This is a genomic window from Allosphingosinicella sp., assembly GCF_036403745.1.
In the GTDB taxonomy this organism is placed as follows: domain Bacteria; phylum Pseudomonadota; class Alphaproteobacteria; order Sphingomonadales; family Sphingomonadaceae; genus Allosphingosinicella.
This window is the reverse complement of the sequence record NZ_DASWQI010000055.1, coordinates 1-20,382: the sequence shown is the minus strand read 5'-3', so window position 1 is coordinate 20,382 and position 20,382 is coordinate 1. Positions and strand designations below refer to the sequence as shown.

The window sequence follows — 20,382 nt, the reverse complement described above, 5'->3', positions numbered from 1 at the left end:
CCGCATCCGACGAATGCAGCGATCGTCGAATCCGGCGCCCTGAAGATCAATTGGCACGTGTGTGGCTTAGCCAGGCCCACGATTATACGAATCAAGTGCCAGAGTGACTACAAGCAGGTCTATGGAAATAGTCAAACGACTTCTCCTTTCATCCGCAGATCGCCAACACCTTTGGGGAGGTTTTCGGTGAAGGGGTTGCTTTTGTCAGTGCGGTATTGCTCGAGGTGATTTAGCCACCCCAATCTCTTCTCGATTCCGGTCGTCACCGGGTCGTTCGTCATCTGCACCGTGATACGCGTAATCCGTACGCCGCTGCCCAAGGCCGCCTCCGCATTGTCGGGATCGACGCGCTCCAGCGTCCGGGGGTCATGAACGTCCCCGAAGCGCACCAGCGTCGGCCACTGGTTCTCCATCTCGTTCACGCCGAACGGAGAGAGCGCCATGCGCGGCAGGTCGCATGTGCCGGGTCGCGCCTTTATCTTTTCAACTATCTTGCGCCACTGGTCGGGGTCGTTAGGTCCCGGAGGCTCCGGCGGAGCGCCACAGTTCGCTATCTTTACGGCCCTGTCGAGCAATGCGAACAAAGTCTGTCCGCCGGGCAGATCGACCACTACCGCGTCCCCCGTAACGCGCGCTTCGATGTGGCTGCCTCCGAGGCCAGTACCTTTCGACTCGTCGACCTGGATGACACTCGACCCGCGCTTAAGCCCCTCCGGCGTGTCGACCTCGACCGTCATCCGGTAACGATAGCTGATCGAATTGCCGGCGAGTCCACAGCCGCTCAGAATCGGGACAGAAGCTAGGGCGGCCAGCAGCCCGATCACGCGCCGCCTTCTCATGCGCACCGTAATTATCTGCGCGATGGGGCGGTTCATTTTGGATCCCCTTGACGAAAATCTTCAAGCCCCACTCGATGAGGGTCGCTCCACGAAAGGCTGGCGTACCATCGGTCGAAGCCTGTGCCTTTGCCGAAGCTGGGCAACCGCTTCTCAAGTCCGGTGGTCACGGCCTCATCTGTGATCTGCAAAGTGATGGATTTGAGCGCATATCCGGGACCGAAAATGGCGCTGATGTTCCGTGGATCGATCCGTTCGACTGTTTTCGGATCTTTAGGGTCGGCAAACATCACCAGCATCGGCAACGGGTCGCTGTTGCGCAGAAGTGGCCTGTTTGCCGCAGTCGGGTACAATTGTACTGGACCCGGCGACCCGTGAACTCGGCCGTCGTCGCTATAGGCCATGTCGGCGATCCGGGCCCCGTAATCCGCACCCCCGTCATTACCGCGGAGGAGGGCGTAGACGGTCCGGCCTCCTGGCATATCGACGGCTATCGCTTCACCATGGACGCGCCATTGCGGCTGACTTTCCGCGATAAAGAATCCGTTTCGGCCCTGGTATCTTACCTCACGGACTGCCGAACCGGTCCTGACGCCCTCCGGCGTTTCGACCTCCACCGTCATCTTGTACCGCCAGCTGTCCCGGGGAGACGTCATCCACCACACTCCCACCGCAAGGACCGCGACGAGGGCGAGCAACACACGCCACTTCATGCCGTCACCTCCATCCGGTGGTCGTCACGACGCGCGCGCGAACGCTCGCCGACTCCCCGGCCGCTTCCCGCTCCGGTCAAGGCGGCCCGGCTACGCAGCCGGGTTCGCCTCCGGCTCGGCGGCAACCTGCGCCCGTGCCCCCTCGCTGCCGGCCCGCAGCCGCTCGAGCACGGCGGGATCGATCAGCCGGCCGACGATCGGGTGCACCTTGATCTGCTTGTCGCCCGCCACCTGGCGGAAGTTCGCCAGCACCGAGGTCGCCGCCTGGCGGTCCGCGGCGATGACGTCGAGCAGCCAGACATTCTCGCCGCTCGCCCAATCGTCCGCGCCGAGCCTCACCGGGAAGACGCCGGCCTTGACCTGCTCGGCGATCCTGGCGTCGACTTCGGCCGAGACGCTCGCCCAGATGGCGATGCCGGCGACATTGTCTTCGTCGGCCGTGACACTGCCGTCCTCGGCGGTGACGCTGCGGTGCGCGATGGCGAGCCGGTCGCGCAGCAGCGGGTCGACGAGAACGTGGCCGAGATCGGCCAGCGTCTGGTGGCGGTAGCGCGGCAGGTTCATCATCGTCAGGACGACTTGGCCGACGCTGGTGTGAATCTTCGACCGGAGCGCGCCGATCTGGGCCAGCAGCTCGGGCGAGACGGCGGGTGTGGCGGGGGCGGGGGCGGGGGCGTCGGGAGCGCCCTGCCCTTCCCCGGCCGCCGCGCCGTTCGCCGCCCCGTTGGCGTCGCCCGGCGCCGCGCGGCCCTTCGCCGCATTCGTCTCCACCTTCTTCGACATGTCAGATCTCCCCTGATGGCGCGATTCGTCGCGCGTGCTGTGCGGCCCTGGATCGGGCTGGAAATGCGGCGGGAGGCATGAGGGATGGCGCTGCGGCGCGCTCGGGCGGCGCCGCCGGTTCGGATGACCTGTGAGCCCGCATCGGTCCGCGCCCCTCCCCTCGACACGGAGCCGCTGCGGTCGCCAGACAGGGTTCATCGGCGCATGAATGACATGCGTCCGACGTCCCGGTGGCGATAGCTGCGTCTTTGCCCCTACCCCGTGTCAGGCCCAAGGTATCAGGTTGTAACGGGTTGGCAACATGGAATGTTTCGCCATTTTGGGCGCATTACATTCCCAGATCATGAGCCTGTCTAAGGTTTACCTGTTCGTAACCTTACGAGACGAGGAGCCGGCAAGTTGAAGCCGGCGCGGCACCATCGCTTGATCGCGAGGTGAGTCCCGCGCCGCCTTCCAAAGACGGCGATGATCAGCCGCTGCAGCCGCTCTTCCTGGGCGGACGGCGGACGTCAGGAGCGTAGCGCGTCTGCCGCCATTGCCGGAAGCGGAGGGCGCAGGCCCACGCTCTATGGGTCGACCGCTCCAGGGCGCGCGGGAACGCCGTCGAGCGGCGCTCGAGCGACTGCCGGGGCGCCGGTTCAGGACGTTTTTTCTGGGGAATGGTGGAGCCGAGGGGGATCGAACCCCTGACCTCTGCAATGCCATTGCAGCGCTCTCCCAGCTGAGCTACGGCCCCGAACCCTTCATGACCTGCCCTGGGAGGCAGGCGGTGCGGCGCCGGACTTAGGGGAGGCCCGCCCCCGGCGCAAGGCTGTTTGAACGGCCTCTTCGACCGTCCCGAACCATGGCCCCGAAGCATTGCCCCGGGGCGGTCGCGTCAGACCTCCTCGTCGTCGCCGCCGGCACCCGGCACGCCGATATCGTCGTCCCCGCCGAGATCGACCTCGTCGTCCGGATTCTCCTCGGCATCCTCGTCGATGACGAGATCCTCGGCCGCGAGATCGGAATCCTCCTTCTCGACCTCGACCTCCTTCTTGGGGGCGTCGAACGGCATCGGCTGCTTGGACTTCAGGACCGGCTCCGGATCCCAGGCGATCCCGCAATTGATGCAGGTCACCGGATCTTCCTTGCCGAGGTCGTAGAAGCGGGTGGCGCACTTGGGGCAGGTCCGCTTCGTGCCCCATTCAGCCTTCGCCATGGGCGATGTCTCCAGTTCGCAAATAGGTGAAAACGGCCGCGTCGCAGCCTGTCGGGCGGCGCCTTGCCACATGGGTAGGCCGCTGTCAAAAGCCAAGCCCATGAGCCACAAAGAGGCCCGGCCGGGCACGTTCGGAGCCTCCCCGCCCTTGCGCGGAACGGCGCGCGTCCCCGGCGACAAGTCCATCTCCCACCGCGCGCTGATGCTCGCGGCGATGGCGCGCGGCACGAGCCGGATCGAGGGACTCTCGGAGGGCGAGGACGTGCGAGCAACAGCCGCGGCCCTCCGTGCCATGGGCGTGCCGATCGAACGCGAGGGCGGCGCCTGGACCGTCGACGGCGTCGGCACCGGCTGCCTGCTCCAGCCCAGCGGCGCACTGGACATGGGCAATAGCGGCACGTCGACCCGCCTGCTCATGGGCCTCGTCGCCAGCCACCCGATCACCGCGACCTTCACCGGCGACGCGTCTCTCTCGCGGCGGCCGATGGCGCGGGTGGTGGAGCCGCTGCGGCGGCTCGGCGCCGCCATCGACAGCAGTCCCGGCCGACGGCTGCCGCTGAGGGTCCGCGGCCTCTGCCCCGCAATCCCCCTCGCCCACCGCATGACCGTGGCTTCCGCCCAAGTGAAGTCCGCGATCCTTCTAGCTGGCCTCAACATCCCCGGCATCACCCGGGTGATTGAGCCGGTCCCGACGCGCGACCATAGCGAGCGGATGCTGAAGGCCTTCGGTGCCGACATAAGAGTCGAAGGCGAGGAGATCCTCCTCGGTGGCGAGGCAGAGCTCAAGCCGCAGCTGGTCGTGGTTCCGGCCGATGCCTCGGCGGCGGCGTTCCCATTGGTGGCGTCGCTGATCGTGCCTGGGTCCGAGGTGCGGGTGGAGGGCGTCGGCATGAACCCGGGACGGGCCGGCCTTTTCCATGTGCTGAGGGAGATGGGAGCAGACCTTTCCATCGAGAACGAGCGCGAGGAAGGCGGCGAGCCCGTCGCCGACATCACCGCCCGCCATTCCGCGCTGCGCGGCGTCGACGTTCCGCCCGCGCTCGCACCGTCGATGATCGACGAATTCCCGATCCTGTTCATCGCCGCCGCTTTTGCGCAGGGTATCACCCGCACCAGCGGCCTCGGCGAGCTTCGGGTCAAGGAATCGGACCGCCTCGCCGTCATGGCGGAAGGGCTCCGCGCCATCGGCGCCCGCATCGAGGAGCAAGCGGACGGGCTCATCCTCCACGGTACCGGCGGCGATCCGCTGCCCGGCGGCGGGCGGATCGACCCGCGGCTCGACCATCGCATCGCGATGAGCTTCGCGGTGGCTGGCCTCGCCTGCGCCGCCCCGGTATCGGTCGCCGACATGAGCCCCGCCGACACCAGCTTCCCCGGCTTCGAAGCCATGATCGAGGGCCTCACCCGATGATCATCGCCGTCGACGGCCCCGCGGCGAGCGGCAAGGGCACGATCGCGAAGGCGCTCGCCCGCCATTACGGCCTGCCGCACATGGACACCGGCCTCCTCTACCGGGCCGTCGCCCTCAACCTCCTGCAATGGCACGGCGACCCGGAGAGCGAGTTCGCCGCCGCCCGCGCCTGCGACTTCTCGCAGGTCGATTTCGACGATCCGGAGCTCAAGACCGAGGCGGTCGGCGGCATCGCCTCGCGCATCTCGGCCTACCCGCTGGTCCGCCAGGCGCTGGTCGAACGCCAGCGCGCCTTCGCGGCGCAGGAGGGCGGCGCCGTCCTCGACGGCCGCGACATCGGCACGGTGATCGCCCCCGAAGCCGAGGCCAAGCTCTTCGTCACCGCCGCGCCTGAAGTGCGCGCCCGCCGACGCTTCGACGAACTCGTCCGCATGGGCCGCCCCGCCCATTACGAGGACGTCCTCGCCGACATTCGCGCCCGCGACGACCGCGACAGCCACCGCGCCGCCGCGCCGCTGGTTCAGGCCGAGGACGCGGTGCGCATCGACACCAGCGACATGGACGCGGAAGCGGCCATCGCTGCGGCGATCGAGGCGGTGGAAGAGCGGGTCCGGTAAAGGACGGCAGCGAAAAGGCCTGAGAACCACCAGGCGTCACCCCCGGACTTGATCCGGGGTCCATGAACACCGTTCCGTTCTAACTCTCACGGTCCGTGTTCATGGATGCCGGATCAAGTCCGGCATGACGATCATCCACACTCCTCGAAACGCTTACTCGGGAGGGGCAGAATCGCATGCGCGTCGGCGGTACGAAGAGGCCTTCGCACGCCCTCAATCACCAGGGCGTGTCGTTCTTCGGCATGCCGGAGCACTGACCGGTGTTGCAGCCGGAATCGCCATTATGCTGCTGCCGGGCGAGGCCGACCACCTCCTGCTCCTTCTGGTCTTGCCACTGCTGGGCGGTATGGCATTCGCGCACCGCCTGCAGGCGCGAGCCCGTGACGTCGCGGCTGACGCAGATCATCTTGTCGGGATTGTAGCCGGGCTTGCCAAAGCCGGTCTGGACGCCATGGTTGGGCGCGTGGATCGTCGATACTCCGGCGAGCGCGGCTATGATGGGTCCGATCATGAGAGGCTCCCTTCCCGTGCCTCTCGACCATAGCATGGTGCGCCGCGCGCCGCCACGCCCCCTCAGGCGAGCCGCACGAACCGCGCAAAGCCGCCCAGCGCCGCCCGATCGGAGCGGGTCAGCCCGACGCGCAGCGCACACCAGCTGGCCGCGGCCCATAGGAGCAGCAAGGCGGTAAAGCGCGCGGGTCCCCCGAGCAGGTGGACGGCGCCATACATCAGGGCCAGCCCCACGAGCGCCGCGCCAAGCCCCTGGAACAGCTTGTGGTCGAACGGCGTGAGCCCGTCGGAGATGCGCAGCTCGATCGTCGCCGCATAGGCGATGGCGAGGGTGGCGACGCCCACCGCCACCGCCATCCCCTCAGCGCCGTAGCGGGGCACGAGCAATAGGCTCAGCAAGCCCCACACAGCCGCGCCGACGAGACTGTTGACGAGGGGGAGGATGCGGTGGCCGGTCATCTCGACGATGGGAGTCGCAGGCCCGACGATCGCTTCGGCGGCGCGCGCCGTCACCAGGATGACGAGCAGCGGCAAGGCCGCCATCGCCTCGGGCCGATAGATGGAGAGGATGTCCCGTCCCGCAAAGGCGAGGAGGCCGGCGAGCGGCACGACGAGGGCGGTCGAGACGCGACTCGCGAAATGGTAGAGCGGGCCGATGTCGTCGCGGCCGCTTCGCGCCTGGTGCGCGGTGAGCGGCGCCATCACATATTGGAACGCCTGGCGGACCGACAGCGGGAGCGTCGCGATCTTGCGGGCGATCTCGAACAGCCCGGCCGCCGTCGCCCCGCGGGCGCCGGGAATGAGCAGGTTGATGACCAGAGCCGGCGCGTCGACCAGCAGGCGCCGCGATACGTTGGCGGGGAGCAGCGCCAGGCCGGTGACGAGGAGCAGCAGGAAGTGGCGCCGGCCGATCCGCGCGCCGAGCAGCCGCCGCACGTCGTAGAAGCGCGCCAGCAGCGGCACGCACAAGGCCGCCGTAAGGGTCAGCGAGCCGAGATGGGCGAGGACGAGGCCGAGCTGGCCTGCCCCCAGCGCGAAGAAACCGCAGGCGAAGACGATCCGCGCGATCTGCTCCCAGAAGATGCGCAGGCGGATTTCCGGTCCGAACGCCCGCCGCGCCCGCGCCGCCGAGGTCGCCACCTCGACGAAGGTCCACAAAGGCAGCGCCCAGGCGAACAGCCGCACCGCCTGCACCAGCCACAGCCGGTCCGACGGCGCGGCGGAGACGAACCCCGCCACCCATGGCGCCGCGAGGCTGACCGCCAGCGCGACGGCCGCGGCGGGGACGACGGTGACCAGCAGCGCCGCCTTCACCGCCCCGTGCGCGACCTCCTCATCCTCCTGCGGCACGATGCGCTGGAGGGCGGCGGTGAGCGAGAGGTCGACGATGTTCTCGGCAAGGTTGATGGCGCCCCACAGAACCACATAGAGGCCGTAGGTCTCGAGCCCGTAGAGCCAGATGAACAAAGGCTGCGCCACCGCCTCGATGAGGGCGCCGGCACGGGAGAAGGCGACGAGCGCGGCGCCGCGCGCCACCTCGCCGCGGGTGACGTTCGCTTCGCTCACTCCTCCGTCCGGATGAGGACGGTCTCGCCGATCAGGAGGAAGAGGAGGAACGGCGCCCAGGCCGCAACGAGCGGCGGGTAGGCCCCGAAATTACCCATCGCCAACGAGAAATTGTCGGCGACGAAAAAGGCGAAGCCGAGCGCCATGCCGACGACGGCGCGCAGCAGCAGCTGGCCGGAGCGGGCGAGGCCGAAGGCGGCGATGGCGCCGAGCAGCGGCATCAGGATGATCGACAGCGGCTTCGACAATTTATGCCAAAGCCCGGATTCCAGGTCCGCCGTCGGCCGCCCTGACGCCTTGAGCTGCGCGATCGAGTGCCGCAGCGTCGGGAAGGTCTGCTGGTCCGCCTTCACTTTGGCGAGGGTGAATTGCAGCGGCTCGAGCCCCTCCCCCCAATCCATCGTCGAAGCGCGGCTGGTCTGGCCGGTGGTGACGTCGAAGCGGGTGACGTCGTGGAGCAGCCACCCCCTCCCCTTCCGCTCGGCGCGCGGCGCGTTAAGGATCGCCTGCAGCGTCTCGCCGGTGCGGTCGTAGATGGTGACGTTGAAAAGAGCGGTCTGCGCGCCCGCCGCGCGCACCTCACGCGCCAGGACGAGATCCTCGTTGTAGCGCACCCACACGTTGGGCCGGATGCCGGTATCGCGCGGTATCTTCCCATATTCCGCCTCCTGCCAGTCGGCGAGCGTCTCGCTTGCCCGCGTGACGATGCGCTCGTTGAAGGCGAAGCTGACGCCCGCGAGGAGGATGCTGGCGAGGATCAAAGGCGCGATGATCTGGTGCGCGGAGAGGCCGGCGGCCTTCATGCTCACCACCTCGCTATTCTGGTTGAGCGTCGCCAGCGCGATCAACGTGCCGAGCAGCGCCCCGAACGGCAGCACGAAGGCCACGAGCTGCGGCAGGCGCAGCGAGACGTAGCGCCACAGCTCGACGTCGCCATTGCCGGCATGGGCGAAGATCTTGCCGGATTCACTCAGCAGATCGAGCGTCTGGAGGATGACGACCAACGCCGCGATGACGGCGAGCGTCCGCAGCAGGAACATCTTCGCCATGTACCAGGCGAGCTGCCGCGACGGAAAGAAGCTGAGGTTGATCATTGCGCCGGCGCCGCTTCCGCGCCGGCCTCGGCGGCCCGCCCGCGCCGCGAGCGCCGCCCGAGCCGCAGCACCGACCCGATCGCCTTGGCGACTTTGGCGGCGGCGCGGTCGAGGGCGCCGATCGGCTGGCCGCCCGGCTTGTAGGCAAGCGTCCAGTACATCCACAGGATGATGCCCGCGAATATCAGGAACGGCGTCCACAGCGAGATCAGGGGGTTGAGCCGGCCGATCTCGCCCATGCGCAGGCCATATTGGTTTATCTTGTGGTAGACGACGACCATCACGATCGAGATGAATATGCCGAGGCCGGACGTGCTGCGCTTCGGCGGCACCGCCAGCGCCACCGCGAGCATCGGCATCAGCAGCATCATCAAGATTTCGGCCGAGCGGAAATAGAAGTTGGCCAGCGCCGATTCGCGGCGGATCGGATTGGTCTTCGCCGCCTGGCCGAGCTTCAGCAGCTCCGGCAGGGTCAGCTCCTCATTGTCGGCCGCGCCGGTGCCGCCGCGGTGGCGGAAGGCCTCGATCTTCGGCAGGTTCACCGGCAGGTCCTGGATTTTGAAGGCGAGGACTCGCGGCGCCCGGTAGCCGGGCTGGTTGTGGACCAGCCGCCCGTTCGATAGCCGCAGGTTGATCGTGTTAGGGTCTTCGGTGGCGAGGAAGGTGCCGTGGTCGGCGGTGACCGCGATGGTCTTGCCGTCCTTGTTGTCGATCGCGACGAACACGCCGTGGAGCAGCCGCCCCTCCTTCTCGCTGCGCTCCACCCGCATCGTCATATGCTTGCCGAGGCTGGTGAACTCGCCGACCTTGATCGACGCCCCGAGCGCTCCCGATTTCAAGTCGAAGCGGAGATGCTCGTAGCCGTAGCGCGACACCGGCTGCAGGAAGCCGACGACGAACAGGTTGAGGAGCAGGAGCGCGACCGCATACATATACGGCACCTTGAGCAGCCGCGTGTAGCCGAGGCCTACGGCCCGCATCGCGTCGAGCTCGGACGACTGGGCGAGGCGGCGAAAGGCGAGGAGCACGCCGAGCAGCAGCCCGATCGGGATGCCGAGGCCGAGATATTCGGGCAGCAGATTGCCGAGCATCTGCCAGACGACTTTGACGGGCCCGCCCTCGCTGACGACGAAATCGAACAGCTTGAGCATCCGGTCGAGCACCAGCAACATGGCGGCGAGCGTCAGCGTGCCGACCAGCGGCACGATGATCAGCCGCGCAATGTAGCGGTCGATGTCGGAGACGAGGCGCATCCCAGGCACCAAAGTGGCATCTTTCGCCGGTTTTCAAGAGCAATCGCGCCGGAACCCTCCCGCGCGGGGGCCGAAGCGGCGGTGACAGCCCCCAACCGACCCGCTACGAAACCGCCATGACCGATCTTCCCCCAGGCCTCACCATCCGCCCCGTCGAGGACGCCTCCGACCGCAAGGCCTTCGTCGACCTCGCCTTTCGCCTCTATGCGAATGATCCCAGCTGGATCCCGCCGTTGAAGACCGAGGTCCACGGCCTCCTCGATCCGCGCACCAATCCCTGGTTCGAGCATGCCGAGGCCCGCTTGTTCCTCGCCGAGCGCGACGGCAAGCCGGTCGGGCGCATCTCGGCGCAGGTCGACACCCTCGTCCTCGAGCATATGGGCGCGGGAACCGGCCAGTGGGGGATGCTCGAGGCGGAGAGCGAGGAGATCGCCCACGCCCTCATCCACCGCGCCGAATCCTGGCTCCGCGGCCGCGACATGACCCGCTCGATGGGCCCGTTCAGCCTCTCCATCTGGGACGAGCCGGGCCTGCTCATCGAGGGCCACGACCATCCGCCGACGGTGATGATGGGCCATAACAGCCCCGCCTATGAAAGCTGGGTCGTCGCCGCCGGCTACGAAAAGGCCAAGGACCTCTACACCTACGCGCTCGACGTCCGGCAGGATTTCCCGCCGCTCATCCAGCGCATCGTCGCGTCCGGGGAACGCAACCCGCGCATCCGGATTCGCAACGTCAACAAGAAGAAGTTCGACGAGGAAGCCGCCCTTTTGCTCGGCATCCTCAATGACGCATGGTCGGACAATTGGGGCTTCATTCCCCTCACCCCGGCCGAGATCGCCTATGCCGGCAAGAAGCTGAAGCCGATCGTGTTCGAGGATCTCATTCGCGTCGCCGAATATGACGGCGAGCCGGTCGCCTTCATGCTCACCCTCCCCGATCTCAACATCCTGACGAAGGATCTGAACGGCAAGCTCTTCCCGACGGGCTTTGCGAAATTGCTGTGGCGCCTCCACAAGGCGAACTTCGTCGGCGCCCGTGTGCCTTTGATGGGCGTCTTGAAGCGCCTCCACGGCACCCGCCTCGCCAGCCAGCTCGCCTTCATGATGATCGAATATATCCGCCACGCCGGCGTCGGCAAATACGGCATGGAGCGCGGCGAGATCGGCTGGATCCTCGAGGACAACCAGCCGATGCGCTCGATCGCCGACGCGATCGATAGCAAGATCAACAAGGTCTACCGGATCTACGAGAAGCCGCTGTAGCGGCAGGGCGTCACCGCTCCGCGGGCGCTTCGCCGCGCGAGCGGCGGGCGGAGAGGAAGAGGTGCTCGACGAGCACGCTTCCCACCATGACGAGGGTGACCACCCCCAAAGCTTCGGCCATTACGCATACTCCGAAAACGTCCGCTTCCGCCCCGACTCGGGACGGCAACCCTTCTTGCGGCGCGTCGTTATTCGTGCGCCATTGCAACAGGATGACGGCCGATGAAAACCCCTTATCTCAGCTTTGCCGCGCTCGCCGCACTCTTCGTCGCGGGCTGCGGCGGCAACACGAGCCCGGCTGAGAACAGCGCCGGCCAGCTCGATAACGCCGCCGCGCAGAGCAGTCCCGAAGCCGCCAACGTCCTCAAGAACCAGGCGGACCAGATTCGCGCCTCCAACAATTCGGATCCGAACGCGGCGCAGGCGGCGATGCAGGAGGCCGGCAATGTCCAGGCCTCGGCCATCGGGAAGGCGGCGCCCCGCGCGCAGGGCGCGAAGCCGCACCGGCCCGGCGATCCGGTCCCGCCGCCCAAACTTCCGGCAGGGCAGGCGATGCCGGGCAATTCCGGCTCGAACGAGCCCGCCGGCCCGCGCTAGCGCCTAGAGAAAGGCGAGACCGACTTGGCCGCCGCGCACCCAGCGGACGATGCCGGTCCGCGGCGGCTGACCCTCCAGCGCGACGCCGATCGTCTCATCCGGCTCGGGCCGCAGCGCCGTCTCGATGGTGATCCCGCCCTCGGAGGCATTGACCACCTGGACCAGAGCCGGCTTGCCGCGAAACTGGATCGCGGCGCGCTCGACGACGCCCTGGTGACGCGCACTCCGCCGCTGCGCCGCCCGGCGCCGCTCGGCCGCCGCTTCGGCAGGGCTCGCGTGCGGATCGCGCCGGCACTCCACCAGCGACACCGGCGCGAGCGCCGCGCCCGCTTCCGCCGCCCTGACCTTGCTCCTCAGCCTGTGCGCCATCCCGGCCTCCTCCCGAACGGAAGGCTGCCTAGCGTACCCCGGTGAAGGAAGCCTTAGCGCCCGCCGTCCAGTTCCACCCAGGTCGGCGCGTGGTCGCTCGCTTTCTCGCGGCCGCGATAGGCCTTGTCGACGCCGGCATCGAGCAGCCTGTCCGCCGCCAGCGGCGAGAGCAGGAGGTGATCGATCCGGAACCCCGCGTCGCGCTGCCAGGCGCCGGCCGTATAGTCCCAGAAGGTGTAGACCGGCCCGTCCGGATGCCGCGCGCGGATCGCGTCGGTCCAGCCCTGATTGAGGATGGTCCGGAAGGCGGCGCGGCTCTCGGGCTGCATCAACGCGTCGTGCGCCATCGCCCGCGCGGAGAAGACGTCGTCGGGATGATCGGTGGGGATGACGTTCCAGTCGCCCGCCAGCACCGTCGGCTTCTCCTCGGCCAGCAGCTCCAGCGCATGCGCCCGCAGCCGGTCCATCCACGCCAGCTTGTAGGCGAATTTCTCCGTCCCCACCGGATTGCCGTTGGGAAGGTAGATGGAGCCGATCACCACCCCGTCCACCTCGGCCTCGATATAGCGGCTGTGGGTGTCGTCGGGATCGCCCGGCAGGCCGATGCGCCGTACCTCCGGCTTCGGCCCGCCGACCGGCGTCAGGATGGCGACGCCGTTGAAGCCCTTCTGCCCGTGCCACGCCCCGTCATAGCCGGCAGCGCGCAAATCCTCGATCGGGAAAGCCTCGTCGGCGCACTTGATCTCCTGGAGGCAGACCGCATCCGGCTTCTCCTCCGCGAGATATTCGACCAGCCGCGGCAGCCGCGCGCGAACCCCGTTCAGATTGTAGGTGACGATCTTCATGGGGCGAGGGTCTAGCCGCCCCCGGCGGCAGGACGGAAGCCCTATTCCCGCCCGGCCAGCTCCTCGACCGAGCTGGCGAGCTTGCCGCGGCCGGCGAAAATCTCGTCGAGTCGGCGCCGGGCATTGGCATATTCGTCGGCGTAGATACCGCGCGGGCGGGACAGCGCCACTTCCTTCGCCATGGCATCCTTGATCCGGCCCATCGCCTCGTCGTCGAAGATGCCGGCGCGGCGCAGCTCGATGCACATCTGGAGCACCGCCGTCGCGGTGACGTGGGCGCGGACGCCGATAAAATCGAGCTGGTCGTGGAAGCGGCGATCCTCACGTTCCGACATGGGTCACGGGTCCTTCGAGCGGGGAGCCGATCCATAGACCGTGGCGCGCCAAAGGCAATTGCGCCAGGTTAGGGTCCCTAGACGCTGAAGCTCGATCCGCAGCCGCAGCCCGACTGGGCGTTGGGATTCCTGACCTCGAAATGCGCGCCGCCGAGATTGTCGACGAAATCGACCGCGCCGCCCTTCACCAATTCGTGGGTCATCTCGTCGACCACCAAAGTGGCGCCGTCGAAGTCGCCGGAAAGATCCCCCTCCTCCGCCGCGTCGGCGAGGCCGAAGCGGTAGGAGAAGCCGGCGCAGCCGCCGCCCTCGACGGCGAGGCGCAGGATGGCCGGCTTGCCCTGGCGAGACGCGATCGCTGCGACGCGGGCGGCGGCGGCGGGCGTCAAGGCAATGTCGAGGGCTTCGGCCATGCGTTGGAGATAGGCGCGACCAGGTCGGCGGACAAGCGCGTCAGCTGCGCGTGCGGTAGCCGCAGATGATCCCGAACAGGAAGGACATGAACAGGCCGAGCTGGATCTGCCCGCCGCCCGTATCGGACCAGCCGAGCAGCTGCCCGCCAAAGGCGAACAGGCCGATAAACATCATCAATGCGAGACCCATCATGGGGCCGTCTCCCGCTCGTACCCCTCCCATCTCGCAAGCTTTGGTAAATAAAAGATGAAGGCGCGGCCCCCGAGGCAGGGACGCCGCCGTTTGCGATCGCTCAAAATGCGCGGATAACTCTCGTCGATCGCAATCCGGGGGGAAAGGCAAATGAACATTCGATTGCGCGAGCCGATGCTGCTTTTCGTCGCCGGCGCTCTGCTCTACGTCGCCGGCGCGAAAGTCTGGGTGACGATCGTCGGCGAAGATGGGCTCACCGGGTTCGACCTCCTCATCCCGCTCTTCGGCTTGCCCTTCCTGCTGCTGGGCCGGTGCCCGCGGTGGCGCACCGCCCTCTACCTGCTCCTGCTGGTCCCCGCATTCCACTATCTGGCGGTGCTCGCCGCCATCTACAGCCTCGATGGACTGGGCCGGAGCGGCATCCTTCCGCCGGGCGCCGTCGGCGGTGTCATCGGCGCCACCCTCTCCTTTCTCGGGCTCGCGGCCCTGCGCCTCGCCAGACGCCGGACGGCCGTGACGATGGTCGCCGGAGTCGTCGTTCTCACCTTTCTCGGCTATGTCGGAGTTGCCGAAATGGACTTCCTCGAAGGAACTCCTCTGAGCGACTTCGGGGTGCTCCTCTCACTCTATCTACCCTGGCAGCTCACCTTCGGATTCTTCCTCTCCCGAGTGCTTCGCGTGCCGCCGGAGGCCGAAGCCGACACTTGCCCGAATCTGCCCGGAGCGCCATAGCCGCCGCGACCCCAGCCGGAGCAGGACGAGATGAAGACCCGCGTCTACGTCACCTTGAAGAACGGAGTGCTCGACCCGCAGGGGAAGGCGATCCACCATGCGCTCGAGGGGCTCGGCTTCCACGGCGTCAACGACGTGCGCGCCGGCAAGCTGATCGAACTCGATCTTGATCCGTCCGTCGCCGACGCGGATGTCGAGGCGATGTGCCGCAAGCTCCTCGCCAACATCGTCATCGAAAATTTCCGCATCGAGCGCGCCGCGGAGCCTCAGGAGGCGCAGGCGTGAAGAGCGCCGTCATCGTCTTCCCCGGCTCGAACTGCGACCGCGACCTTGCCGTCGCCCTCGAAAAGACCAGCGGGACGGCGCCGATCATGGTCTGGCACCGCGACACCGAGCTTCCGCAAGGTCTCGACCTCGTCTGCCTCCCGGGCGGCTTCTCCTACGGCGACTATCTGCGCTCCGGGGCGATGGCGGCGCGCTCTCCGGTCCTCCGCGCCGTCGCCGAGGCAGCCGACAAGGGCGTCGCCGTCCTCGGCATCTGCAACGGCTTCCAGATCCTCACCGAGGCGGGTCTGCTCCCCGGCGCGCTGATGCGTAACGCCGGCCTCCATTACATCTGCCGGGAAGTGCCGCTGAAGGTCGAGAACGGCGCCTCCGCCTTCACCAGCCGCTACCAGGCGGGCGAGGAAATCGTCATCCCCGTCGCCCACCATGACGGCAATTTCCAGGCCGACGCCGACACGCTCGACCGGCTCGAAGGCGAAGGCCGCGTCGCCTTCCGTTATTCGGATCAATGCAACGGCTCCGCCCGCGACATCGCCGGCATCTTGAACGACAAAGGAAACGTGCTCGGCATGATGCCACACCCCGAGCGCATGTCCGAAGACGCCCACGGCCGCACCGACGGCCGGCGGCTGTTCGAGGGAATTTTGGAGGCGCTCGGCTGACGACGGCGGGCGCCAGCCGCCGAGCCGACTTGTAGGTTTGGCCAAGACCCGCCATGATCCTTTACTTGGCGTGATCTACCGGTCGATTTGAGCCGATCTCGCGCCGGGGGAAGATCGCGATGGCGCAGGACGATCCGGCGGAGGGCGCGGCCGCGCCGACGGAAGCGGCGGCCGCGGGCGCAAGCGGGCGCAGCAGCCGCAATCCGCAGGTGTTCGTGCTCGAACGCGAGCTTGCGGAGGTCCACCTCCTTCTCGACAACGTCTCCGCCAATCCGGCGACAACCGTCTCCGAGCGAACGGTGGAGGCGGGCGGCGACGGCGAGCTGCCGCGCGACTGGCTGGAGCGGATCTGCGATATCACCTGGCCTTCCCAAGGCACCCGCGAGGAGCGCGCCGAGGATGCGGCGTTGCTGATCCGTGCCAAGGACCATTTGAACCGCCTCTCCTATCCCGCCAGCGGCTTCACCATCGCCTTCACCACGCTCGTCACGCAATGCAATCTGAAGCGCGAGCTGCCCGGCGCGGCGCTGCTGCGCGAGCTAGCCAACGTCCAGAGCGCCGACGACAAGGCGGCGGAGGCCGCCGCCGCCGCGGCCGCCTCGGGCGCTGCCTCCCCGACGCGGCGCTCGCTGGCGGAGACTGCCTATCCAGACTTGATGATCAAGGCGCGCCTCTTCGGCCGCTGGATGCGGGGGATCAGCTGGGGGCTGCTCTTCACCCTCGTCGCCGCCTGCCTCCTCTCCTGGTACGTCGCCTACGGCAACGCGCAGCTGGCCGAGCTCAAGACGGTCAACGAGGCGATCGCCGAACTCGACGAGGCGATCGCCAACGAGGAGATCGGCAAGGAGAAGAACGGCGCGACGCCAGCGCCCGTCGCTCACGCGGCGGCGGCCGCCCGCCCGGCTGCTGCCGCCCCGCCTCCTGCCGCCGGCCAAAATGCGGCCGCCGGACAGAGTGCGGCGAGCGGCCAGAATGGGGGCGCCGACACCGGCACCAGCGCGGCCGACGCGAACGGCAAGCTGGAGCCGTTCACCCGCTTTTGCGACCGCGTTCCCTATACCAACGCGGTTCAGGCCCAGACCTGCGCGGCGCGACAGGAGCGGCTCTACGACCGCGACCGGGTGAAGCGCCGCCTGCGGCAGTGGATCAGCTGGCCCTTCTCTCGCTGCGCGAGTCCGTGCGGGGCGCAGGCCGGCGCGGCGCCGCCGGCGCCGGGGACGAGCGACTACCAGACCGACGACGCCCCGGCCCAGGCCTCGCTGCGCGCCAACATCGTCGGCTCGGCCGTGCTTCCTTTCTTCTACGGGCTGCTCGGCGCCGCCGCGGCGGTGATCCGCACCATCTCGAAGAAAATCAGGACCAGCCTGCTCAGCCCACGCGACCTGACCTTGTCGCTGCAGCAGCTCGCACTCGGTGCCGTCACCGGGGCATGCATTGGCCTTTTCATCTCCAGCCCGGGCAAGGCGGGAGGCGGAGCGGGGTTGCTGGACCCGGTCGGACTCTCGGGCCCGGCCATCTCGTTCATCGCCGGCTTTGGCGTCGAGGCGGTGTTCCAGGCACTGGAGGAGCTGATCAAACGGATCTTCAACGTCAACCCGAACGCCGCTGGGCCGGCCGCGGCGATGCCGGCCCGTACAATGGTCGTGCGGGGAGACAGGACGCCCCCGCCGTCGCCCGCACCCAAGCCAACGCCGACGCCGAGCCCGACGCCGCCGAAGGACCCGGCCGAGCCGGAGGGCGGGACCGCCGCGACCTAGCGGCGCGTCTTCCCACGACGGCGCCGGGCTGACATGGTGGGGCCATGGCCAAGCTCATCGCCCTCCTCGCCTTGCTCGTCCCCAGCCTCGCCCTCGCCCAGCCGCCGGCGCCGCGCAGCTTCCCGCTGTGGCCGGACTGGGCCCTCGCCGCAGATCCGCGCCGCGGCGAGCCGGAGGTGGCGAAGGACTATTGGGTCCGCAACGTCCACAATCCCTCGATCACCGTCTTCCAGCCCGATCCGCGGCACAGGAACGGCGCGGCGATCGTCGTCTTTCCCGGCGGCGGCCACAAGATCATCGTCTGGACCACCGAAGGCACAAAGGTCGGCGAGGCACTGACCCGCTACGGCCTCACGGTGTTCGTCGTGAAATACCGCCTCGCCAACGACGAAGGCTCGAAGTTCCAGGTCGACCGCGAGGCGGCCTGGGATGCCCGCCGGGCGGTGCAATGGGTGCGGGCTCATGCCGACGAGTTCGGCGTCGATCCGGCGCGGGTCGGGGCGATGGGCTTTTCGGCCGGCGGCGAGCTCGTCTCGCTGATCGCCGACAACCCCGAGCCGCCGGACCCGCTGGCGGCGGTCGCGAGCCGCATGGCACCGGACGCGGTGGGCCGCCAGAGCGCCCGGCCCAATTTCCAGATCCTCGTCTTTCCCGGCCCGCACGGCATCCCCGGCGCCGCGATCGCGAAGGCGCCGCCTGCCTTCATCGTCGCGGGCTCGCGCGACGAATGCTGCGCGGCGCCCGCGGTCGCCCTCTACGAACAGCTCCGCAAGGCCGGCGTCTCAGCCGAGCTCCACATGTATGCGGAAGGCCAGCACGCCTTCAACCTCGACGAGTCGGACCGCATCTCGATCCTCCACTGGCCCGACCGTCTGGCGGATTGGCTGGCCGACGGGGGGTGGCTGGATGCGCGACGCGGGGACAGCCTGGCTGTCCCCGTTCCAACCGCTCGAATGGGGACAGTCAGATAGACTGTCCCCTGCTCCTACTTCGCCGTCCCAGGCTCCGCCTGCTGGCGATGCAGCACCGCCGTCGCCGACTCCGGCAGCACGCCGGAGGCCAGCACCTGGGCCTTGTTCATGAGGCCGTGGACGACCGATTCCTTGCCCTTCATCATCGCGTCCCAACCGGTGCGGGCGACGTCGGCGGGGTCGTCCTTCTTGGACGTGCCGACCTTCGTGTCCATCATGTCGGCGCGCTCGAAAAACTCGGTGTCGGTGGCACCGGGTTTAAGGCAGGTGACGGTGACGCCGGTCTCCTTCAGCTCGTTGCCGAGCGCGGCGGCGAAGCTGTCCACGAACGCCTTGGAGCCATTGTAGACCGCCTGATAGGCCCCCGCGAGATGCCCAGCGATCGACCCGGTGAACAGGATCCGCCCTTCGCCCCGCGCCGCCATCTTCTGCGCGATCGGCTGGACCAGCAGCAAGGTGCCGGTGATGTTGGTGTCGATGACGTGCCGCCATTCGCGCGGATCCTGGCCAAGGAACGCCCGGCCGAGACCGTGGCCGGCATTGGCAAGGAGCAGGTCGACCTGCCGCCCGCCCACCGTCTGGAGGAGCCGATTGACCCCCTCCTCGGTGGAGAGGTCCGCCTCGACCGACTGCACCTCGACGCCCATGTTGCGGAACGCGGAGGAGGCGTCGACCAGCGGCTCGTCGGCGGCGACGAGGAGGTCGTACCCCTCCTGCGCGGCGATCTTCGCGAGCTCGTAGCCGATGCCGCTCGAGGCGCCGGTGACGATGGCGAACTTACGCTGGCTCATGCTGCTTCTCCTGGTTGGCTGTATCGTTGGCGACATGCTTCACGCCCTCCATGCCGGGGCGGAGCACGATCTTGGTGTAGCTGTCCTGCTCGTCGTGCCAGTGCCGGTACATGTCCGGCCCGTTCTCGAGGCTGGCGTGGTGCGAGACGAGGAAGGTGGTGTCGATCTTCCCCTCCTCGATCATCGCGAGCAGGGTCTTGGTATATTTCTGGACGTGGGTCTGGCCCGTCTTCATCGTCAGCCCCTTCTCCATGAAGGCGCCGATCGGGAATTTGTCGGCCATGCCGCCATAGACGCCGGGTACCGACACGCGGCCGCCCTTCCGGCAGGCGAGGATCGCCTGGCGCAGCGCGGCGGGACGATCGGTGCCGAGGAAGGTGTGGGCCTTCACCGTGTCGGCGATATTGTCGATGGCGAGGCCGTGCGCCTCCATGCCGACACAGTCGATGCAGGCGTCGGGGCCGATGCCGCCGGTCATCTCCCACAGTGCATCGCGCACATCGGCCTCGCGGAAGTTCAGCACCTCGGCGCCGAGGCCCTTGGCCAGTTCCAGCCGGTGCGGGAAATGATCGATGGCAATGACCCGGTGCGCGCCCATGATCAGCGCCGACTGGATCGCGAACAGCCCGACCGGCCCACAGCCCCACACCGCCACCGTGTCGCCCGGCTCGATCTCGGCCTGCTCGGCGGCCATGTAGCCGGTCGGGAAGACGTCCGACAGGAACAGCACCTTCTCGTCGGGCATGCCGTCGGGGATCTTGACCGGGCCGACGTCGGCGTAGGGGACGCGCAGGTACTGCGCCTGGCCGCCGGCGAAGCCGCCGAGCATGTGCGAGTAGCCGAACAGCGCCGCGGGCGACTGGCCCATCACCTTCTTCGCGATCTCGGCGTTGGGGTTGGACGTGTCGCACAGCGAGAACATCTGCCGCTGGCAGAACCAGCAGTTGCCGCAGGAGATGGTGAACGGCACGACGACGCGGTCGCCCTTCTTGAGCTTCTTGACCTCCTTGCCGGCCTCGACGACGACGCCCATCGGCTCGTGGCCGACGACGTCGCCCTCCTGCATCGTCGGCATGAAGCCGTCGTACAGGTGCAGGTCGGAGCCGCAGATGGCGGTCGAGGTGACGCGGATGAGGACGTCCGTGGGGTCGGCGATCCTGGGGTCGGGGACGGTATCGACGCGCAC

24 protein-coding genes and 1 tRNA gene are annotated in these 20,382 nt (G+C 68.0%); 9 read left to right on the top strand and 16 right to left on the bottom strand.

The window, feature by feature from the left end:
- Positions 1-131 precede the first annotated feature (131 nt).
- The 5 genes from VGC56_RS10410 to VGC56_RS10390 all read right to left on the bottom strand — a co-directional run bounded on the left by VGC56_RS10410 (position 132) and on the right by VGC56_RS10390 (position 3,530).
- On the bottom strand, positions 132-875 hold the full coding sequence (locus VGC56_RS10410; RefSeq protein WP_464124833.1) for a hypothetical protein: 744 nt from the start codon (positions 873-875) through the stop codon (positions 132-134).
- Positions 872-1,549 (bottom strand): hypothetical protein, encoded by a 678-nt coding sequence (locus tag VGC56_RS10405; RefSeq protein ID WP_464124832.1) that lies wholly within the window; start codon positions 1,547-1,549, stop codon positions 872-874. Before VGC56_RS10405 ends, VGC56_RS10410 begins: the two co-directional genes overlap by 4 nt.
- Positions 1,550-1,639: 90 nt before the next feature.
- Positions 1,640-2,332 (bottom strand): toxin-activating lysine-acyltransferase, encoded by a 693-nt coding sequence (locus VGC56_RS10400; RefSeq protein WP_464124831.1) that lies wholly within the window; start codon positions 2,330-2,332, stop codon positions 1,640-1,642.
- A 660-nt stretch (positions 2,333-2,992) separates the two neighbouring features.
- Positions 2,993-3,068, bottom strand: a tRNA-Ala gene (locus tag VGC56_RS10395).
- A 141-nt stretch (positions 3,069-3,209) separates the two neighbouring features.
- Positions 3,210-3,530, bottom strand: a complete 321-nt coding sequence (locus VGC56_RS10390) for a TIGR02300 family protein (protein ID WP_464124830.1) — start codon at positions 3,528-3,530, stop codon at positions 3,210-3,212.
- Positions 3,531-3,630: 100 nt separating this feature from the next.
- Between VGC56_RS10390 and aroA the strand changes: the two genes are divergently transcribed.
- Both aroA and cmk read left to right on the top strand, forming a co-directional pair.
- Complete coding sequence (gene aroA / locus VGC56_RS10385; RefSeq protein ID WP_464124829.1) at positions 3,631-4,941, top strand: 3-phosphoshikimate 1-carboxyvinyltransferase; 1,311 nt, start codon at positions 3,631-3,633, stop codon at positions 4,939-4,941.
- Complete coding sequence (gene cmk / locus VGC56_RS10380; RefSeq protein WP_464124828.1) at positions 4,938-5,558, top strand: (d)CMP kinase; 621 nt, start codon at positions 4,938-4,940, stop codon at positions 5,556-5,558. The genes aroA and cmk overlap by 4 nt, the downstream gene beginning before the upstream one ends.
- 217 nt (positions 5,559-5,775) lie before the next feature.
- Here the strand turns inward: cmk and VGC56_RS10375 are convergent, their stop codons facing one another.
- From VGC56_RS10375 to lptF, 4 genes are all read right to left on the bottom strand, one after another.
- Positions 5,776-6,069, bottom strand: a complete 294-nt coding sequence (locus tag VGC56_RS10375; protein WP_464124827.1) for a hypothetical protein — start codon at positions 6,067-6,069, stop codon at positions 5,776-5,778.
- Positions 6,070-6,131: 62 nt separating this feature from the next.
- Positions 6,132-7,634 (bottom strand): lipopolysaccharide biosynthesis protein, encoded by a 1,503-nt coding sequence (locus VGC56_RS10370; protein ID WP_464124826.1) that lies wholly within the window; start codon positions 7,632-7,634, stop codon positions 6,132-6,134.
- Positions 7,631-8,728 carry an LPS export ABC transporter permease LptG gene (gene lptG, locus VGC56_RS10365; protein WP_464124825.1) on the bottom strand — a complete coding sequence of 366 codons (1,098 nt, stop codon included), beginning with the start codon at positions 8,726-8,728 and terminating at the stop codon, positions 7,631-7,633. The genes VGC56_RS10370 and lptG overlap by 4 nt, the downstream gene beginning before the upstream one ends.
- The gene (lptF, locus tag VGC56_RS10360) at positions 8,725-9,981 is read right to left on the bottom strand and encodes an LPS export ABC transporter permease LptF (protein ID WP_464124929.1); all 1,257 of its coding nucleotides are present in this window, start codon (positions 9,979-9,981) and stop codon (positions 8,725-8,727) included. Before lptF ends, lptG begins: the two co-directional genes overlap by 4 nt.
- 116 nt (positions 9,982-10,097) lie before the next feature.
- On the opposite strand from lptF, the gene VGC56_RS10355 reads away from it, so the two are divergent.
- Both VGC56_RS10355 and VGC56_RS10350 read left to right on the top strand, forming a co-directional pair.
- Positions 10,098-11,246, top strand: a complete 1,149-nt coding sequence (locus tag VGC56_RS10355) for an N-acetyltransferase (RefSeq protein ID WP_464124824.1) — start codon at positions 10,098-10,100, stop codon at positions 11,244-11,246.
- 222 nt (positions 11,247-11,468) lie between these two features.
- On the top strand, positions 11,469-11,843 hold the full coding sequence (locus VGC56_RS10350) for a hypothetical protein (RefSeq protein ID WP_464124823.1): 375 nt from the start codon (positions 11,469-11,471) through the stop codon (positions 11,841-11,843).
- Positions 11,844-11,846: 3 nt separating this feature from the next.
- Here VGC56_RS10350 and VGC56_RS10345 read toward each other — a convergent pair whose 3' ends face one another.
- The 5 genes from VGC56_RS10345 to VGC56_RS10325 all read right to left on the bottom strand — a co-directional run bounded on the left by VGC56_RS10345 (position 11,847) and on the right by VGC56_RS10325 (position 13,998).
- Positions 11,847-12,212, bottom strand: a complete 366-nt coding sequence (locus tag VGC56_RS10345; protein ID WP_464124822.1) for a PilZ domain-containing protein — start codon at positions 12,210-12,212, stop codon at positions 11,847-11,849.
- Between the two features lie 53 nt (positions 12,213-12,265).
- The gene (xth, locus tag VGC56_RS10340; RefSeq protein WP_464124821.1) at positions 12,266-13,057 is read right to left on the bottom strand and encodes an exodeoxyribonuclease III; all 792 of its coding nucleotides are present in this window, start codon (positions 13,055-13,057) and stop codon (positions 12,266-12,268) included.
- A 41-nt stretch (positions 13,058-13,098) separates the two neighbouring features.
- Positions 13,099-13,392 (bottom strand): hypothetical protein, encoded by a 294-nt coding sequence (locus VGC56_RS10335; RefSeq protein WP_464124820.1) that lies wholly within the window; start codon positions 13,390-13,392, stop codon positions 13,099-13,101.
- Between the two features lie 77 nt (positions 13,393-13,469).
- Positions 13,470-13,805: a HesB/IscA family protein gene (locus tag VGC56_RS10330; protein ID WP_464124819.1), complete on the bottom strand. Its 336-nt coding sequence runs from the start codon at positions 13,803-13,805 to the stop codon at positions 13,470-13,472.
- A 40-nt stretch (positions 13,806-13,845) separates the two neighbouring features.
- Complete coding sequence (locus VGC56_RS10325) at positions 13,846-13,998, bottom strand: hypothetical protein (RefSeq protein ID WP_464124818.1); 153 nt, start codon at positions 13,996-13,998, stop codon at positions 13,846-13,848.
- Between the two features lie 150 nt (positions 13,999-14,148).
- Between VGC56_RS10325 and VGC56_RS10320 the strand changes: the two genes are divergently transcribed.
- The 5 genes from VGC56_RS10320 to VGC56_RS10300 all read left to right on the top strand — a co-directional run bounded on the left by VGC56_RS10320 (position 14,149) and on the right by VGC56_RS10300 (position 18,405).
- The gene (locus VGC56_RS10320; protein WP_464124817.1) at positions 14,149-14,730 is read left to right on the top strand and encodes a hypothetical protein; all 582 of its coding nucleotides are present in this window, start codon (positions 14,149-14,151) and stop codon (positions 14,728-14,730) included.
- A 30-nt stretch (positions 14,731-14,760) separates the two neighbouring features.
- The gene (gene purS / locus VGC56_RS10315) at positions 14,761-15,015 is read left to right on the top strand and encodes a phosphoribosylformylglycinamidine synthase subunit PurS (RefSeq protein WP_464124816.1); all 255 of its coding nucleotides are present in this window, start codon (positions 14,761-14,763) and stop codon (positions 15,013-15,015) included.
- The gene (purQ, locus tag VGC56_RS10310; RefSeq protein ID WP_464124815.1) at positions 15,012-15,677 is read left to right on the top strand and encodes a phosphoribosylformylglycinamidine synthase subunit PurQ; all 666 of its coding nucleotides are present in this window, start codon (positions 15,012-15,014) and stop codon (positions 15,675-15,677) included. Before purS ends, purQ begins: the two co-directional genes overlap by 4 nt.
- Positions 15,678-15,796: 119 nt before the next feature.
- The gene (locus tag VGC56_RS10305; RefSeq protein WP_464124814.1) at positions 15,797-17,434 is read left to right on the top strand and encodes a hypothetical protein; all 1,638 of its coding nucleotides are present in this window, start codon (positions 15,797-15,799) and stop codon (positions 17,432-17,434) included.
- A 44-nt stretch (positions 17,435-17,478) separates the two neighbouring features.
- Entirely contained in the window at positions 17,479-18,405 is a 927-nt protein-coding gene (locus tag VGC56_RS10300) for an alpha/beta hydrolase (RefSeq protein ID WP_464124813.1), read from the top strand.
- Positions 18,406-18,419: 14 nt separating this feature from the next.
- Here VGC56_RS10300 and VGC56_RS10295 read toward each other — a convergent pair whose 3' ends face one another.
- Complete coding sequence (locus VGC56_RS10295) at positions 18,420-19,196, bottom strand: SDR family NAD(P)-dependent oxidoreductase (RefSeq protein WP_464124812.1); 777 nt, start codon at positions 19,194-19,196, stop codon at positions 18,420-18,422.
- Positions 19,183-20,382, bottom strand: a 1,200-nt coding sequence (locus tag VGC56_RS10290) for a zinc-dependent alcohol dehydrogenase (RefSeq protein WP_464124811.1), incomplete at its 5' end; no start/stop codon positions are given. The genes VGC56_RS10295 and VGC56_RS10290, both read right to left, overlap by 14 nt.

What these genes read in the sequence shown, in the direction of transcription:
- VGC56_RS10410 (WP_464124833.1), bottom strand. Translation starts at nt 875, where the DNA reads ATGAACCGCCCCATCGCGCAGATAATTACGGTGCGCATGAGAAGGCGG.
- VGC56_RS10405 (WP_464124832.1), bottom strand. Translation starts at nt 1,549, where the DNA reads ATGAAGTGGCGTGTGTTGCTCGCCCTCGTCGCGGTCCTTGCGGTGGGA.
- VGC56_RS10400 (WP_464124831.1), bottom strand. Translation starts at nt 2,332, where the DNA reads ATGTCGAAGAAGGTGGAGACGAATGCGGCGAAGGGCCGCGCGGCGCCG.
- VGC56_RS10390 (WP_464124830.1), bottom strand. Translation starts at nt 3,530, where the DNA reads ATGGCGAAGGCTGAATGGGGCACGAAGCGGACCTGCCCCAAGTGCGCC.
- aroA (WP_464124829.1), top strand. Translation starts at nt 3,631, where the DNA reads ATGAGCCACAAAGAGGCCCGGCCGGGCACGTTCGGAGCCTCCCCGCCC.
- cmk (WP_464124828.1), top strand. Translation starts at nt 4,938, where the DNA reads ATGATCATCGCCGTCGACGGCCCCGCGGCGAGCGGCAAGGGCACGATC.
- VGC56_RS10375 (WP_464124827.1), bottom strand. Translation starts at nt 6,069, where the DNA reads ATGATCGGACCCATCATAGCCGCGCTCGCCGGAGTATCGACGATCCAC.
- lptG (WP_464124825.1), bottom strand. Translation starts at nt 8,728, where the DNA reads ATGATCAACCTCAGCTTCTTTCCGTCGCGGCAGCTCGCCTGGTACATG.
- lptF (WP_464124929.1), bottom strand. Translation starts at nt 9,981, where the DNA reads ATGCGCCTCGTCTCCGACATCGACCGCTACATTGCGCGGCTGATCATC.
- VGC56_RS10355 (WP_464124824.1), top strand. Translation starts at nt 10,098, where the DNA reads ATGACCGATCTTCCCCCAGGCCTCACCATCCGCCCCGTCGAGGACGCC.
- VGC56_RS10350 (WP_464124823.1), top strand. Translation starts at nt 11,469, where the DNA reads ATGAAAACCCCTTATCTCAGCTTTGCCGCGCTCGCCGCACTCTTCGTC.
- VGC56_RS10345 (WP_464124822.1), bottom strand. Translation starts at nt 12,212, where the DNA reads ATGGCGCACAGGCTGAGGAGCAAGGTCAGGGCGGCGGAAGCGGGCGCG.
- xth (WP_464124821.1), bottom strand. Translation starts at nt 13,057, where the DNA reads ATGAAGATCGTCACCTACAATCTGAACGGGGTTCGCGCGCGGCTGCCG.
- VGC56_RS10335 (WP_464124820.1), bottom strand. Translation starts at nt 13,392, where the DNA reads ATGTCGGAACGTGAGGATCGCCGCTTCCACGACCAGCTCGATTTTATC.
- VGC56_RS10330 (WP_464124819.1), bottom strand. Translation starts at nt 13,805, where the DNA reads ATGGCCGAAGCCCTCGACATTGCCTTGACGCCCGCCGCCGCCGCCCGC.
- VGC56_RS10325 (WP_464124818.1), bottom strand. Translation starts at nt 13,998, where the DNA reads ATGATGGGTCTCGCATTGATGATGTTTATCGGCCTGTTCGCCTTTGGC.
- VGC56_RS10320 (WP_464124817.1), top strand. Translation starts at nt 14,149, where the DNA reads ATGAACATTCGATTGCGCGAGCCGATGCTGCTTTTCGTCGCCGGCGCT.
- purS (WP_464124816.1), top strand. Translation starts at nt 14,761, where the DNA reads ATGAAGACCCGCGTCTACGTCACCTTGAAGAACGGAGTGCTCGACCCG.
- VGC56_RS10305 (WP_464124814.1), top strand. Translation starts at nt 15,797, where the DNA reads ATGGCGCAGGACGATCCGGCGGAGGGCGCGGCCGCGCCGACGGAAGCG.
- VGC56_RS10300 (WP_464124813.1), top strand. Translation starts at nt 17,479, where the DNA reads ATGGCCAAGCTCATCGCCCTCCTCGCCTTGCTCGTCCCCAGCCTCGCC.
- VGC56_RS10295 (WP_464124812.1), bottom strand. Translation starts at nt 19,196, where the DNA reads ATGAGCCAGCGTAAGTTCGCCATCGTCACCGGCGCCTCGAGCGGCATC.